General features: G+C 41.4%; 15 protein-coding genes. 7 read left to right on the top strand and 8 right to left on the bottom strand.

The features are described 5' to 3' along the window. Positions 1 to 88: 88 nt before the first annotated feature. On the bottom strand, positions 89 to 691 hold the full coding sequence (locus AAC000_RS04860) for a 3'-5' exonuclease (protein WP_339720599.1): 603 nt from the start codon (positions 689 to 691) through the stop codon (positions 89 to 91). Positions 692 to 837: 146 nt separating this feature from the next. Between AAC000_RS04860 and AAC000_RS04855 the strand changes: the two genes are divergently transcribed. Further along, complete coding sequence (locus tag AAC000_RS04855; RefSeq protein ID WP_339720597.1) at positions 838 to 1740, top strand: phosphoribulokinase; 903 nt, start codon at positions 838 to 840, stop codon at positions 1738 to 1740. 11 nt (positions 1741 to 1751) lie between these two features. Beyond that, positions 1752 to 1952 (top strand): hypothetical protein, encoded by a 201-nt coding sequence (locus tag AAC000_RS04850; RefSeq protein ID WP_339720595.1) that lies wholly within the window; start codon positions 1752 to 1754, stop codon positions 1950 to 1952. 120 nt (positions 1953 to 2072) lie between these two features. On the opposite strand, the gene AAC000_RS04845 is transcribed toward AAC000_RS04850, so the two are convergent. From AAC000_RS04845 to AAC000_RS04835, 3 genes are read right to left on the bottom strand one after another with little or no spacing between them, the layout of a single operon-like run. Then, the gene (locus AAC000_RS04845) at positions 2073 to 2684 is read right to left on the bottom strand and encodes a gluconate 2-dehydrogenase subunit 3 family protein (protein ID WP_339720593.1); all 612 of its coding nucleotides are present in this window, start codon (positions 2682 to 2684) and stop codon (positions 2073 to 2075) included. Beyond that, a complete protein-coding gene (locus AAC000_RS04840; RefSeq protein WP_339720591.1) occupies positions 2681 to 4366 on the bottom strand; it encodes a GMC family oxidoreductase in 1686 nt (561 codons plus the stop codon). Before AAC000_RS04840 ends, AAC000_RS04845 begins: the two co-directional genes overlap by 4 nt. Positions 4367 to 4402: 36 nt before the next feature. Continuing rightward, positions 4403 to 5299: a TIM barrel protein gene (locus AAC000_RS04835; protein ID WP_339720589.1), complete on the bottom strand. Its 897-nt coding sequence runs from the start codon at positions 5297 to 5299 to the stop codon at positions 4403 to 4405. A 310-nt stretch (positions 5300 to 5609) separates the two neighbouring features. Between AAC000_RS04835 and ompR the strand changes: the two genes are divergently transcribed. From ompR to AAC000_RS04820, 3 genes are read left to right on the top strand one after another with little or no spacing between them, the layout of a single operon-like run. Then, complete coding sequence (gene ompR / locus AAC000_RS04830; RefSeq protein ID WP_339720587.1) at positions 5610 to 6338, top strand: two-component system response regulator OmpR; 729 nt, start codon at positions 5610 to 5612, stop codon at positions 6336 to 6338. A 6-nt stretch (positions 6339 to 6344) separates the two neighbouring features. After that, on the top strand, positions 6345 to 7646 hold the full coding sequence (gene envZ / locus AAC000_RS04825) for a two-component system sensor histidine kinase EnvZ (protein WP_339720585.1): 1302 nt from the start codon (positions 6345 to 6347) through the stop codon (positions 7644 to 7646). A gap of 24 nt (positions 7647 to 7670) precedes the next feature. Next, complete coding sequence (locus tag AAC000_RS04820; protein WP_339720584.1) at positions 7671 to 8780, top strand: c-type cytochrome; 1110 nt, start codon at positions 7671 to 7673, stop codon at positions 8778 to 8780. Positions 8781 to 8834: 54 nt separating this feature from the next. Here AAC000_RS04820 and AAC000_RS04815 read toward each other — a convergent pair whose 3' ends face one another. The 4 genes from AAC000_RS04815 to hslR form a co-directional block, all read right to left on the bottom strand. Then, a complete protein-coding gene (locus tag AAC000_RS04815) occupies positions 8835 to 9470 on the bottom strand; it encodes a chloramphenicol acetyltransferase (RefSeq protein ID WP_339720582.1) in 636 nt (211 codons plus the stop codon). Positions 9471 to 9599: 129 nt separating this feature from the next. Beyond that, positions 9600 to 10640, bottom strand: a complete 1041-nt coding sequence (locus tag AAC000_RS04810) for a GGDEF domain-containing protein (RefSeq protein WP_339720579.1) — start codon at positions 10638 to 10640, stop codon at positions 9600 to 9602. 72 nt (positions 10641 to 10712) lie between these two features. Continuing rightward, a complete protein-coding gene (hslO, locus tag AAC000_RS04805; RefSeq protein ID WP_339720577.1) occupies positions 10713 to 11603 on the bottom strand; it encodes an Hsp33 family molecular chaperone HslO in 891 nt (296 codons plus the stop codon). A 17-nt stretch (positions 11604 to 11620) separates the two neighbouring features. Then, a complete protein-coding gene (gene hslR / locus AAC000_RS04800; protein WP_339720576.1) occupies positions 11621 to 12019 on the bottom strand; it encodes a ribosome-associated heat shock protein Hsp15 in 399 nt (132 codons plus the stop codon). A gap of 121 nt (positions 12020 to 12140) precedes the next feature. Here hslR and gspC point away from each other — a divergent pair, with 121 nt between their 5' ends. Both gspC and gspD read left to right on the top strand, forming a co-directional pair. Further along, positions 12141 to 13079 (top strand): type II secretion system protein GspC, encoded by a 939-nt coding sequence (gene gspC, locus AAC000_RS04795; protein ID WP_339720575.1) that lies wholly within the window; start codon positions 12141 to 12143, stop codon positions 13077 to 13079. After that, positions 13076 to 15124 (top strand): type II secretion system secretin GspD, encoded by a 2049-nt coding sequence (gene gspD / locus AAC000_RS04790; protein ID WP_339720573.1) that lies wholly within the window; start codon positions 13076 to 13078, stop codon positions 15122 to 15124. The genes gspC and gspD overlap by 4 nt, the downstream gene beginning before the upstream one ends. Positions 15125 to 15126: the final 2 nt, after the last annotated feature.

Raw genomic sequence — 15126 nt, 5'->3', positions numbered from 1 at the left:
ATGTAATACATTTTAAATTTGTTTACACAATTGAACATGACAAGACCCGCGCTTAACCAGTTTAATTTCGTGATAATTACAACAGTGGCTAGTGAATATTGGTATTTGTTTGAAACAAAGAAGGCGGTAGTGCTCCCTTTTCTACCCATTGATTGAGCGCCAGCGCAATGCTGCGTACGTCATAAAGCGCGTTGTGAATATGTCCATGCAGTTCTAACCCCAAATGACTCGCCAATTCCCCACTACATAAATGTGCGCCATCAAGCTTGGCCTTACGAGCCATGTTATGTAAATTATAAAAATTCCCTGTAAAATCAGGCATATGAATACCATTAAACAAACAGTTATCAATCAAAATACGCTTATCATTACCCCAAGAGTAACAAGGTAAGCTACCTTGCGAACAAAAAGAATGGAATTGTAATAATGCCCCTTGAAAGTCGATGCCCATGTCATCCAACACGTGTTGCTCTATACCCGTTAGCTTGATGATATAGTCACTTAAATTAGGATTGATCACTGGTTTAACTAAGGTATTAAAACTAGAAATAACTTGCGCGCCACTTAGAGATAAAGCCACTTTTACCGCAGCAATTTGAATAATCTCTCGATGTTCCCAATCAAGAGACCAGTTACGTTGAGCAGATCCTTCCCAAGCGGTGAATTCGGTATCAAAGATAATAATTTGCATGGCTCATTAATCCCGAATGACCGCTTAAAGTCAAACCCGAAATGATTTTCGAGGCTAATTTTAAGTCCTCCAAAAAGAACTAACACTTGACCAGTGTGCCAAGCTTGCTTATAAATGACATCCATTAAGCAAGTAAAGTGCGTTGAATGTCTGTAAAACATCCTATTATCGCGATCACTGGTTCGTCTGGTGCTGGTACAACTATGACCACCAATGCCATCAGACATATTTTTCGGAACTTGTCGGTCAATGCAGCAGTAGTGGCAGGGGATAGCTTCCATCGATTCACTCGCCCTGAAATGGAAGTTGAAATCCGCAAAGCACAGGAACAAGGCCGGCACATCAGTTATTTTGGCCCTAAAGCCAATGACTTCGAAATGCTCGAATCTCTATTTACCGAATATGCAGAAACCGGAATGGGCAAACATCGTCAATACCTGCATACCTTTGACGAGGCAGTGCCGTTTAACCAAATGCCCGGCACTTTCACGCCTTGGCAAGATTTACCTGAAAACACCGATGTATTGTTCTATGAAGGATTACACGGTGGTGTAGCCAATGACGAGGTAGATGTTGCCAAACACGTTGACTTGCTAGTAGGCATGGTGCCAATAGTTAATTTAGAATGGATTCAAAAAATAGTTCGCGATACCACAGACAGAGGCCACTCTCGCGAAGCGGTTATGAGTAGCATAGTACGCAGCCTAGACGACTATTTTAAATACATCACACCTCAATTTTCACGCACCCATGTTAATTTTCAGCGTGTCCCAACTGTAGATACTTCTAACCCTTTCAGTGCCAGAGAGATACCCAGCCAAGACGAAAGTTTTGTAGTGGTGCGTTTTCGACGGGAGATGAAAAATGTGGACTACCCTTATTTACTGAAAATGATTGATGGCTCGTTTATGTCCCGTATCAATACTATTGTTGTTCCCGGCGGAAAAATGGGCCTTGCGATGGAGTTGATCTTAATGCCACTGCTGGAAGAATTATTAGATAAAAAACGTCGCGCTGGATTTCAAATGGATTGGGTGAGTGAAAAGTAGCGCTTGTACCTATGAATACTGAACAAAAACTCTCGGTAAAAGTCCGCCTCTTGATTGGCATTATTGCCATACCATCACTGATTTTAGCTGCAATGATTATTTCGATGTTGATTAATCAAACCCAAGGCGAGGTGACTTTTTTCGAAGTGATTTATTCATTAGTAGGGGTGTTTGCTATGTACATTGCTCTGACCGGTAAAAAATTCTTTTAAGTGCAACTCCCCCTGATTTTTACTCTATAACAAGCTTTGCATTACCCTAATTTCTATCAGAACATGTTCACACGGCGCCGAATTTCAGCGCCTAATGGTCATCAATCTAAAGCCAGCTCACTAAAACCAAGCTCTGTCACCTTTTTTATAAGGTAATTCACCGTTATATTTGCCCGGAACGGCCTCATAGCGTAACACCTCGGTCGCCCCTACTTTTGAGGTGAAAAAACTAAACAGGGTTAACTGCTTGATCAGAGTAAAATAATGGGGAAGCGGTTTATCATCACTACTATTTCGGTTGTAGGGGGTGACAGGTAAATAGTAAATTTTTTGTTTATTATTATAAGCTTTGGCATCAACATCCAATTGCGAGACAAACTCAGTTTTCTGTTGACTACTCAATAATAAATACGGCGAACCATAAACTTTATTAGCCTGTTCATTGAGGGATTGTAAACCTTGTACGAGTGAGTCTCGTTCTCGTAAGGTATAACAATCATTCGCTAAAATGAGTGCCATTAATCCCACATTGGCGTCTTTGGCACCGGGAGTGCTGGTGCGCGGTAAAATAACTTCGGCCACTTCATTAAACAAGATAACATCGTCTGACTTAAATATTGTTTTGCTTAGCGGTACTTGGCTTTTCATTTCGTAGCCAATCGCATTGCCCCCCACCATGGCAGCTCCTGTTGTTGCCATGATCATTTTTATCAGGTCGCGTCTATCCATCATAGGTTCCTCTTCTTAAGTTCTTCAACCGCATAATTCGCCGCTCTAGCAGTCAACGCCATATAGGTTAAAGAAGGGTTAACACAGGAAGCCGATGTCATGCAGGCACCATCAGTAACAAACACATTAGGCGCATCCCAGATTTGGTTATGTTTATTGAGTACCGATGTTTTGGGATCTTTACCCATTCTGGCGGTTCCCATTTCGTGAATGCCTTTACCTATTGGTGATTCGTCGTCCCAACCTCGCACATTTTTAACCCCTGCGGCCTCTAACATGTCTATTGCATCTTGTTTCATGTCTTTACGCATGCGTAACTCGTTTGCTTGTAATTCAGCATCCATCGACAAAACAGATAACCCCCATTTATCTTTAACACTTTTATCTAAGGTCACTTTGTTTTTGTGATCTGGCAGTATCTCACCAAAGCCACCCATGCCAATATTCCATGACCCGGGTTCAGCCAAAGCGTTTTTAAAGTCGGCCCCTATACCTAACTCTGCCACATTTTGCTGCCAGTTTGAGCGAGACGCTGACCCCTGATAACCAAAACCACGCACATAATCACGTTTGTCCGTACCCCAGTTACGAAATCTAGGGATATAAAATCCACAAGGACGTCTTCCAGAATAATATTTGTCCTCATAACCTTCTATGGTGCCGTGTGCACCCACAGCTAAATGATGATCCATAACGTTATGACCAAGCTCCCCTGAACTCGAACCTAAGCCATTTTCCCAAACATCAGTGGCAGAATTCATCATGATCCAAGTAGAATTCAAAGTTGAAGCGTTTAAGAAAATAATTTTACTATTAAAGACATAAGTGAGATTGGTTTCTGCATCCAAAACTTCAACACCAGTGGCTCTTTTGCTGTTTTTGTCATACAGCACTTGAGTTACTATGGAATAAGGTCTAACAGTCAAGTTGCCGGTTTTCATGGCCACGGGTAAAGTCGAGGATTGGGTGCTGAAATAACCTCCAAATGGACAGCCAAGCCAACATTTATTTCTGTATTGGCAGCCCACCCTATTTTGTTCGGGCATTGGCTGCGTGATGTTCGCGGTGCGGCTATGTATAAGGTGGCGCATGCCTTTGTAGACTTTTGCTATACGTTTTGCGACATCTTTTTCAACCAAATTTAATGGCACTGGAGGTAAAAACTGACCGTCTGGCAGCACATCTAACCCCTCTTGGGTGCCAGCTATACCTGCAAATTTTTCTACATAGTCATACCAAGGCGCTAAATCTGTGTAGCGAATTGGCCAGTCAACGGCTACCCCATCCTTTAGATTGGCAGTGAAATCTTCAGCATTCCAGCGATAGCTTTGTCGCCCCCAAAGTAAAGAACGCCCACCAAGATGATAACCTCTAAACCAATCAAAACGTTTTACTTCAGTGTAAGGGTGTTCTTTATCGTTTGCCCACATACCACTGGTCATTTCATTGAGGGTATATTCTCGAGCTAACTTAGGGTTATCCGCTTTCATTTGTTGGGTAGGCAACCCTCTATGGGGGTAATCCCAAGTCTCATGCATGGCATTAGTATAATCTTTGATGTGTTCAATGTTGCGGCCGCGCTCAAGCATTAATACTTTGAGGCCTTTTTCTGCTAACTCTTTGGCTGCCCAACCTCCGCTGATTCCAGAGCCTACAACTATTGCATCGTATTCATTCGTGGCCATATCTTTCTTTCCTACTTAATCAATTAACTGTTAACGCTACACATCACATATTTGGATGGCTTGCCGTAAAGACTGTGCTCGCCCTTCAGGCGTTTTCGGAGTGGGAATAAACTCTTGCGCTAAATAACCCTGATAACCTGTTTCTAAAATCGCTTTGACAATGGCGGGATAAAATAGCTCTTGAGTATCGTCTATCTCATTGCGGCCAGGTACACCTGCAGTATGGTAATGACCAAAATACTGGTGATATTCACCAATTGTACGAATGATATCGCCTTCACTAATTTGCATATGATAAATGTCATAGAGCAATTTAAAATTAGGTGAATCTAGTCGTTTGCATAGCTCAATCCCCCATGGCGAATTATCAGCCATATAATCTGGGTGGTCGATTTTACTGTTGAATAGCTCCAACTGAATAAAAATGCCCTTTTTTTCTGCCGCAGGTAAAATGCGCCTTAAACCTTTGACTGCATTTTCTAACCCTTCTTTGGGATCCATTCCTCTAGCGTTACCGCTAAAACACACTAAATTTTTGTATCCTGCCTGCGCCATCAGGTCAATGTGGGCAAGATAACGTTTTGTTAATTCATCATGAAACTGCGGATGGATCCAACCATCTACCAAATTTAACTCCGCGCCATTACACATAGACGAATCAATATTATGCTTTTTAAGAGTTGGCCAATCTTCTGGCCCTACTAAATCGATAGCACTGAACCCTAAGGACTTAACCAACAAACACAGTTGTTCGATGTCTAAATCACCATAAGTCCAACGACTAACAGAATGCTGAACATTGCCCTTGAGTCCATCACTACTATGATCTGTAACCATTGGCTGTGGCGCCTTTCCAGCTGCAACTTTACCTGTTATCAAGGCCGCGCTTGAGAGCACCATGCCTTGTAATACTTTACGCCGAGAATGACTCATACTTTTACCGTTTATTTAATCAATTAAATACAATTGGTTTTTAAATGTAGCCTGTAACAATGTATTGAGGTTAACAATTTTACAACACTTTATTTCCATAATGATAATTAGGTTTTATTGGTGAGTCGATTAAAAATATGCTCTGGTGTCACTGAATCCCATGTAATAAAGTATTGAAGTGGGCGGTGCAGAATAAGGTTATGACAAACTTTGTAACAATCCATCTTGCCTAGGCATTAAGGCAACCTTTTGAATTAAACGCCTTTCACATATAGTGTACTTAATCGCATACCTCACTTTGGATTTTGTCATGGGTCAAGAAACAACAAAAATTTTAGTCGTAGATGACGACATGCGTTTACGTAGCTTGCTAGAACGATACTTAGTTGAACAAGGGTACCAGGTAAGAGCGGCAGGCAACTCTGAACAAATGGATAGACTGTTAGAGCGTGAAAATTTTCATCTTATGGTACTTGATTTGATGTTACCCGGAGAAGACGGCCTAACCATTTGCCGGCGTTTGCGTCAAAAAGAAAACGAAATTCCCATAATAATGCTAACCGCCAAAGGTGATGAAGTTGACCGTATTATTGGCCTTGAAATGGGTGCAGACGACTATCTTCCGAAACCTTTTAATCCCAGAGAATTACTCGCTAGAATTAAAGCAGTGCTGCGCCGTAAAACCATTGAAGCGCCCGGAGCCCCCTCTTTTGAAGAACAAGTCATTGAATTTGGTAAGTATTCTCTTAATTTAGGTACCAGAGAAATGAACGTTGAGGGTCAAGCAATGACACTCACAAGTGGTGAATTTGCAGTGCTAAAATCACTGGTGACTCATCCTAGAGAACCCTTGTCTCGTGATAAATTAATGAATCTAGCGCGAGGACGAGATTACAGTGCCTTGGAACGCAGTATCGATGTACAGGTATCCCGTTTACGCAGAATGCTTGAAGAGGACCCTGCAAATCCCCGTTATATACAAACTGTTTGGGGCCTAGGTTATGTATTTGTGCCCGATGGTGAAAGTAATCCTGCGTAATCTTAAGTGAGATTTCTACCTAAAAGTGCCTTTGGGCAAACTGTTTTGTTAATTGGTATTTTACTGTTTATCAACCAAGTTGTGTCTTTGGTGTCTGTGACCTTTTATTTTGTTAGCCCTAATGTGCAGCAAATCAATAATTTACTTGCGACACAAATCAAACTGGCCTTTGTGGAAGACATTGATAGTCAAACCCCACAGCTAGACCCGCGATTTTACCAAACCGCGGGCATGCAGGTTTACAACTTCTCTGATGCTATTAAAAATGGCTTAGAACAAGCCACGCCTTACCAATCTTGGTCGAGGCAAATGTCAGATAGTTTAGGTGGCGAAGCAAAAGTCAGAATCACCCATGGTGAACCCTATTTATATTGGATCAATCCACCGCAAAATCCTGATATCTGGATCACTATTCCTATGGTGGGTTTGGGGCAAGGCGATGGCTCACCTCATTTGGTATACCTATTGATGATTGGCATTCTCAGTGTAGGTGGTAGTTTAATTTTTGTAAGGCGCTTAAACCGCCCATTAAAAGCCCTACAAGATGCCGCCTTGCTGGTAGGAAGAGGGCAAGTGCCAAAACCTTTAAAAGAAGAAGGCTCTACTGAATTAATAGCGGTAACCCATGCGTTTAATCAAATGTCGAAAGGCATCAAACAGCTTGAAGATGACAGAGCGCTGCTAACCGCTGGTATATCTCATGATTTACGTACGCCTCTGACGCGGATCAGACTCGCGTCGGAAATGTTACCTGAATCACAAGATTGGGTGAAAGAAGGCATAGTCCACGATATTGAAGATATGAATGAAATTATCGATCAATTTATTGATTATGTGCGCCAAGACCAACAAGAATGTATGGAAGAAAGTAATTTAAATGAGTTGATAAAAGACGCCACACAAGTCAGAAATATAGAAGAAAATCATATCATCACTTTGGACCTAGAGCCGCTGCCTAAAACACTGATTAGACGAGTGGCATTAAAAAGAGTCTTAGACAACTTAATCGAAAACGCCTTTAGGTATGGTAGCGACAACATCGAAATCACTTCACGACACAATAAAAAAGAAAAGAAGTTGTGTTTTGCTATTCGTGATTTCGGCCCGGGTATTCCAGAAGATCAAATCCAGAGTCTTTTTGAACCCTTCACCCAAGGAGACAAAGCCAGAGGAAGTTTAGGCTCAGGCCTAGGGTTAGCGATTATAAAACGTATAGTTGAAATGCACTCTGGTAAAGTTACATTGCAAAATCATCCTCAAGGAGGCTTAATTGCCACTGTAACTATTGGTTACCACCTAATGGGTTGACCCATTAATGCAAGGACTTATACGATGAGCAAACCACTTAAACTATTTGCCATTACATTGACTTGCTTAATGTTGTCGAAAATCGCTTTCGCGAAAAAAACCTATGAAAAGCAAGAACCTCCTCGAGAACTCACTGTAGAACAAGCCGAAACTGCAGCCGCGAATTATAAGAAGTATTGTGTGTTATGCCACGGAGAAAACCGCGAAGGACACAAAAATGACCACGCGCCGTCATTGCGCGCTAAAAGTTTATTTGAATCAGGCGTACCCCATTCGATATTACGTCCCATTTCTTATGGCCGAGAAGGCACAGCCATGGGAGGTTACCTTGATGAAATGGGAGGACCAATGACACTTGATGAAGTCTGGGATTTAACCTATTGGTTATTCTGGCAATCTGGCGCTGAACGCGTAAAACTCTCTGAAAATCCCGTAGAGGGGGATGTCACCAGAGGAGCTGTGGTATATCAAGAAAATTGCGCTTCTTGTCATGGTGTAAATGGCGAAGGCGTAAATGCGCCTGCCTTAGGCAATCAGTCAGCGTTAGCCCATAACAAAGATGAGTTTATTCGTTATGCCATTGAACATGGCCGCCAAGATACCCCTATGTTAGCCTTTGATGAGAAGTTATCTGCAGCTGACATAGACAATGTCACCGCTTTTATCCGCAGCCGAGCAAGTGGCTGGACGGCTGAAAAAGTCGTATTGAGTGTTTTACCTACACCCGATCAATACATACTTAATCCAGAAAATGAGGATCCAAACTTTACCTTAGACCAAGGAATGTATGTTTCTTCTAAAGATTTATACCAAGCCATTCAAGAAAAGAAAAAAATGGTATTGCTGGATACCCGAGTAGCCTCTGTATGGCAAAGAGCCCATATTAAAGGCGCCATACCTTTTCCTTATTACACTGAGCTAGAAGGGCACTTAGTAGACTTACCTAAAGATGTACAAATTGTCGGTTATTGCTCCTGTCCAAGAGCGGCGACAGAGTATGTCATTAAGCAACTAAGAGAGCTTGGCTACAACAAAACCGCAGTATTATATGAAGGGATTTTTGGTTGGATGAACTTTGGTTACCCAGTGATGCGTGCAGAAGGCATAGTTGATGAAGCAGAGCCACAACACTGATAAAAACAACACGACTTGTTAAGGCGAGTGTTTATCCGTAATTTTGGCATAAATTTACTGTTCAAAAAAGTGCTCGAAATTCTGTTGTAACTGTTCAAAGTATTGGCCCACGTGTAAGCCATCTACAAGTGCATGATGGACTTCAACTGATACTGGCATGGCTATTTCCCCTTGGGTGTTTTTATATTTCCCCATCACAATTCTGGGTACTGAATCATGTTTGTCTTGTTTTTGTGCATGGGAAAAACTGCTGAAATGTAGCCAAGGTAACACCGAACAAAAAATCTTATTGTTGGTGTTATTAGATGATACTAAAGACTTATGACCGTTTTTTATTTTCTCTAATTGCTGAGCCGCGTGCTGATAAAATACTTCAAAATGACTGCATCTACCAAATTCACAAAAACTAAAACTTTCATCACTGTTTAGCACAGTACAACTTAATTCCAACTCCTCATGGATATCGACTTGGTCTTTATTAATGCGATACCTAAAAGGTGTGATTTGATTTGCTGTGTAGCCCAGAAGAAATAAAGAACAGATAAAAAAAGAAAGCTGATTTTGTTTACAGTAATCTAGCGTTTTAGTGACATCAACCGTGGCACACACATTAAAAAAGGGCTGTTTAAACTCAGAATAAAACTCAAAGTGTTCTTTTCTATTCCAACTACTAAGGTTAATTTTTTTCATATAATTCAATGCTGTATCGGAATTGCGAAGATATTAACCTGTTTACATCTGTTATATAAATAGGTGACTTGAATATATTTAGTGATGGCAGTTTGAAGTCGTGCAGGTTTACCAAACCAATTGAGTATATCAAATCATCACAACTCGATTTCTTCCTTCTTTTTTACCTTGGTACAAAGCTTTATCTGCTAAATCCACACAGTGCTCAATAGTAGAAAGTTGTTCACCTTTAAGTGTACAAATACCTAGAGTGGCCGTTATGTCTAATTGGACGTTATTGTTTAAACTGATGTTTGCTTGTTCAATACTCAGGCGAATGTTATTTGCAATGTCATAGGCTTTTTGTGCGTCTATATCTTTTATCACCACAATAAACTCTTCCCCACCAAATCTGCCCGCCAAGTCACTTGCATTGCGTACATTCTGTTTTATCAATCGTGCAACTTGCTTTAAACATAGGTCTCCAGCCAAATGACCATAACTATCATTGATAGTTTTAAAGTGATCGAGATCTATCATCATCACAGACAAAGAACGCGCTTCATTTTTGGCTTGGTCAATCGCAGTTTGTAAAAAACTCATCACTGAGCGACGATTATTCAAACCGGTTAATAAATCCGTCTCGGCTTGCTCACTAATTTGATTACCCAAAGCGCTATAAATTCGATTAAATTCAACCCCTAATTTTGTTGCCATAAAAACCGCCAAACATAACCATACGGCGCGTGACGCTGTTTTACTGTGCGGAACATTTTCATAAGTAAAATCTGGAAAAACACCAACACTCAAGAACAGGCCAATCACCACAATGATGACCGTCAGGCCAGTCAGCCAAGTATATTTGGCATTGCTGACCAAGGCGACAAAAATGGGAATAATAGGAAATAAATAGGCAAATTGACTATTTATACCACCAGATACAAAAGTGATAGGGGCTAGCACCAGCATACCTACATTGGCTAATAACAGGGGATGCCAAGACTTAGGTTTAGTGTATTTTAAATAAACAAATACACCGCCCATTGCTATTGAATTAACTATTCCTACATAAGTAAATAAAACGTCTTGCTCAATCATCAAGGGCCTAATGATTGTTGCCAATGATGTCATGAAAAAAATTAAAAAAGCGGTTTTTAAGGTGATTACATGCCTAATTTTTTCAATAAACACTCAACTGTCCTTACTCAAATCGGTGTAAGCTTAACCTCAGACTAAACGTTATCATTAAAGTTGACTAAACAACTACCCCTGCCCAACGGGAATATTAAAAGTACCCGCATGAATACTCTCTACATCAATGGCATCAAAGCTATATTCAGTATGGCAATATTGACAATTCATTTTGATATCACCGTCTTTAGCGATAATCTCCAACAACTCCTCTTTACTTAATCCAGAAAGGGCAATTGCGCTACGTTCCTTACTGCAATTACATTTAAATACTACTTCTGTTGCTGGGTATAGCTCAATATCTTCTTGATGGTACAAACGATGCAAAATATCTTCAGCGGATAACCCAAATAACTCTTCATTTTTAATGGTATCTGTGAGAGCACTAAGATGTTCAAACGCAGTGTCGACTTTATCTGTTGCTTGACTGCTAGTAGGTAAAATTTGTAAGAACATGCCACAGGCTTTAGCTTGATTTTTTATGAGCTGAGTTCGCAAAATTACCTTAGTGGCTAGCTGTTCAGATTGTTCAAAATATCCTTCTATACATTCGGCCAAAGTAGGCCTGTCTAGCGCGACCATGCCCTGATAACGTTCTCCGTGTTCTGGAGTAATAGTGATCACCAGCACGCCTTTTTGAATCAATTCATTAAAATTTGTAGGCAGTGTTTTTAAGGCTTCATCCCAACGAGCGACTCCCCTTAATTGTTGGTTGTGGGTGCCATTGATAACAGCATAACTGAGCGCGCCTTCTCCTTGAATTTGGATGGCAATATCCCCTTCAAATTTCAACGTCGCAGTTAATAAACTAGCCGCAGCCATTAGTTCACCTAAAAGCTGCTGGATAACAGGTGGATAGGGATAAGAATCGAGAATAGCCTGAAAACTTTTTTCTAAGCGCACCATCTCCCCTCTAACGTTGCCTTGGTTGAAAAGATATCGATGAAGTTGGTCAAATGCCATGTTGTTTACCTTGCGAATTATTGTTGTTTAAATTGTATGATTTGGCGACGTTGTTTTTTATCTGGTCGATGATCAGGTCTAGGGCTATGAAAAATGCTTAGTTTACGTGCTTCTGCGTTACTTGCACGCAACGTTTCGCTGGCCTGGGTTTCCTGATACATCAATTGCGCAAGTGGCGCCCCTTGCCGTTGTTCTTTTAGCTGCATCACAACGACCTCTTTTAAATCATAACCTTGGGGAACTTTTATGCTTGCCCCCAACTCTACTATTTTGCCGGGTTTACTACGTTGCCCGTTGTATTGCACCTTGCCAGATTGCACAGCATCTCTGGCAATGGAACGAGTTTTATAGAAACGGGCAGCCCAAAGCCATTTGTCTAAGCGTACACTTTTGCTTTCATCTAGATTTTTTTGCATAGGTTAGACTCTTTAAATTTGTAATTTTTTGTAACGATCGAAGATTAAGGTTGTCGCTTTTGCCCCTACTAGTTATCATTGCCAAGTTACGCTTTAATTTTAAACATCCCACCGAGAGACAATGACAGTCGTTAATCATACCGCTAATCAATTATGGCTCCAACTAGTCAAAAACCAACAAAAAATAAATTTGTTGGTGGTGATGCTATTGGCAATTTTTTTACTTGCTTATGCAGCCGAGCTGACATGGCGATTATGGCCACAACCTGCTAGCAATAGTAGGCTAGAAAACATGCCCAATGGTCAACCTGTCATAAAACAAAGTTCTAATAACAATTTAAATTTATTAGACATCAAACGACTTAATCTTTTTGGCAATTATAATGCTGCACCTGTTGCCGTTAAAGAAGTCACAGACGCACCAGTCACAAGGCTTAGCTTGACCTTAACGGGCGTAGTTGCCAGCTCTTCAGAGGATGAAGGTGCTGCAATTATTGAAAACCGTAAGCAACAACAAACCTATGGCATTGGTGAAAAAATTGAGGGCACTAACGCTTCGTTGCAAAAAGTGTATGCTGACCGGGTCATTATCAAAAATGGCGCCACCAATGAAACTTTGATGTTGGATGGTGTGGATTACAAGAAAAATGTCGTGCAAGTGACGAGTCAAGAGCCTGTATCTAGTGGACCACAGAACAACTCTGATTCAGAACGCCGAACATTATCCGATGCAGCCATTCAAGCCAGTAGAGATTTGCAGGAACAACCGGCGAGCTTTATTGACTACATTAACGTATCGCCGCACCGCCCTAATGGAGAATTAACTGGGTATCAGGTGAGTCCTGGCAAAAAGCCTGCTCTGTTTCAGGCCGCGGGGTTAAAATCTGGTGATGTGATCACCGATATAAACGGTTTAGATTTAACCGATATGCAACAAGCATTAGAAGCGATGAACATGCTCAAAGAATTGCAATCGTTGCAAATGACTGTGCAACGCGAAGATGAACTTATTACTATTTACCTTGATCTACCCCAAGGGGAAGAGGAACCAGAAACATGATTTTTATGTCACGCAAACGCTCCAATGTATTTAAAGGATTACTCCTAGTTGTTGGCAGTGCGTTTTTTGCTGTTTCGAGCCTAGTGGCCGCAGCGGACTATTCTCCCAATTTTAAAGACACTGAAATCGGTGAATTTATTAACATAGTGGGTAAAAACCTAAAAAGGACCATTATTGTTGATCCCAATGTACGGGGCAAAATAACGGTACGTAGTTATGATCTTTTAAGCGAGGAACAGTACTACCAATTTTTCCTCAACGTTTTGCAAGTATACGGTTATTCAGCAATAGAGATGTCTAGTGGTGTGATTAAGGTCATACGTTCAAAAGACGCAAAATCATCGAATATTCCCGTAGTGGAAGGCAGCCCATTTGACGGCGATGAAATGATCACTCGCGTTATGCCCGTATATAACGTACCAGTTAGAGAGCTCGCTCCTTTACTTCGCCAGCTTAATGATACTGCAGGGGGGGGTAACGTAGTCAGCCACGATGCATCCAATGTTATGATGCTTACTGGCCGCGCCGCTGTTGTGAATCGTTTAGTTGAGATTATTGAACGTGTCGACCAAGCAGGTGACGAAGAAGTTGAAATCGTTGAGTTAAAATTTGCATCGGCTGCAGAATTAGTGCGTATTATCGACAGTATTAATAAATCTCAAGGCAAAACCAACGCTAGTGATAAATCGGCTCCAAGAGTGGTCGCCGATGATAGAACGAATAGCATCATTGTAAGTGGCGATATTAAAGCCCGTACGCGTTTAGTTAACTTGATTGAGCGTATGGATTCTGAATTAGAAAGCAGTGGTAATACCCGAGTCATCTTTCTTAATTATGCAAAGTCAGAAGATTTAGTAAAAGTACTCCAAGGCGTAAGCGCCAGCATTCAAGCTGAAGGTCAAGGCGCGTCTAAAACTCGCCAAACTACGACTCGTGACGTCAGTATAGACGCGCACCAAGATTCAAATGCATTAGTCATTACCGCTGAACCAGATATGATGCGATCACTAGAAGAAGTGATACGCAAGTTAGATGTACGCCGCGCGCAGGTGCAAGTAGAAGCCATTATTGTAGAAGTGTTTGAAGGTGATGGCACCACTCTAGGGGTACAATGGGCCAACGAAAAAGGCGGCGGAACACAGTTTACTAACGGTGTAGTAGGCATAGGTTCACTGGCGATTGGTGTAGAAGAAGCGGCAGATAGCACCACCACCACTACAGGCTTTGATGACGATGGCGACCCCTACTCCTATGACTCTACAACTGAAGGTGATTTCACCACTTTGGCAAGTCTGCTCGGTGGCGTAAATGGCTTTTTATTAGGTGGCGTCACTAACGGCTGGGGAGCCGTTTTACAAGCGGTTAGTACAGATACTAATTCTAATATCCTAGCCACACCTCACCTGACCACTATGGATAATGAAGAAGCGTTTTTCATTGTGGGTCAAGAAGTGCCTATTATTACTGGCTCAACTACGGGTTCAAGCAATTCAAACCCCTTCCAATCGGTAGATCGTCAAGAAGTGGGGATCAAATTAAAGGTAACCCCACAAATCAACGAAGGCGACGCGGTACAACTGTTAATTGAGCAGGAAGTATCGAGCGTCAGCGGTGCGACATCAGTAGACGTTATTATTAACAAACGCGAAATCAAAACCTCAGTGATTGTTGATGATGGTGGCACAATAGTATTAGGTGGTTTAATCGACGATGCGGTACAAGAAAGTGTTTCAAAAGTACCTTTGTTAGGAGATATACCAATCATAGGACACTTGTTTAAGTCGACCTCTACTAGTGTAAGTAAACGTAACTTGATGGTGTTTATTCGCCCAACTATTGTCCGCGATGGCGTGACTATGAACGAAATTAGCCAGAAGAAATACCAATATATACGGGCTGAACAACTAAAACGTCAGTCACAAGGTATTCCTTTAATGCCCTTTACTGAAGGTCCCTCTTTACCTGAATGGGATGAGACCTTAAGTCTTCCACCTTCATATGAAGAATACCTTCTTAACAAAGACAAAGCAGAGGATAAAGACTAGTT

Origin of the sequence: uncultured Paraglaciecola sp. (genome assembly GCF_963977085.1) — a bacterium.
Lineage (GTDB): Bacteria > Pseudomonadota > Gammaproteobacteria > Enterobacterales > Alteromonadaceae > Paraglaciecola.
The sequence above is the reverse complement of the archived record's forward strand: the minus strand, read 5'-3'. Positions and strand labels throughout refer to the sequence as shown.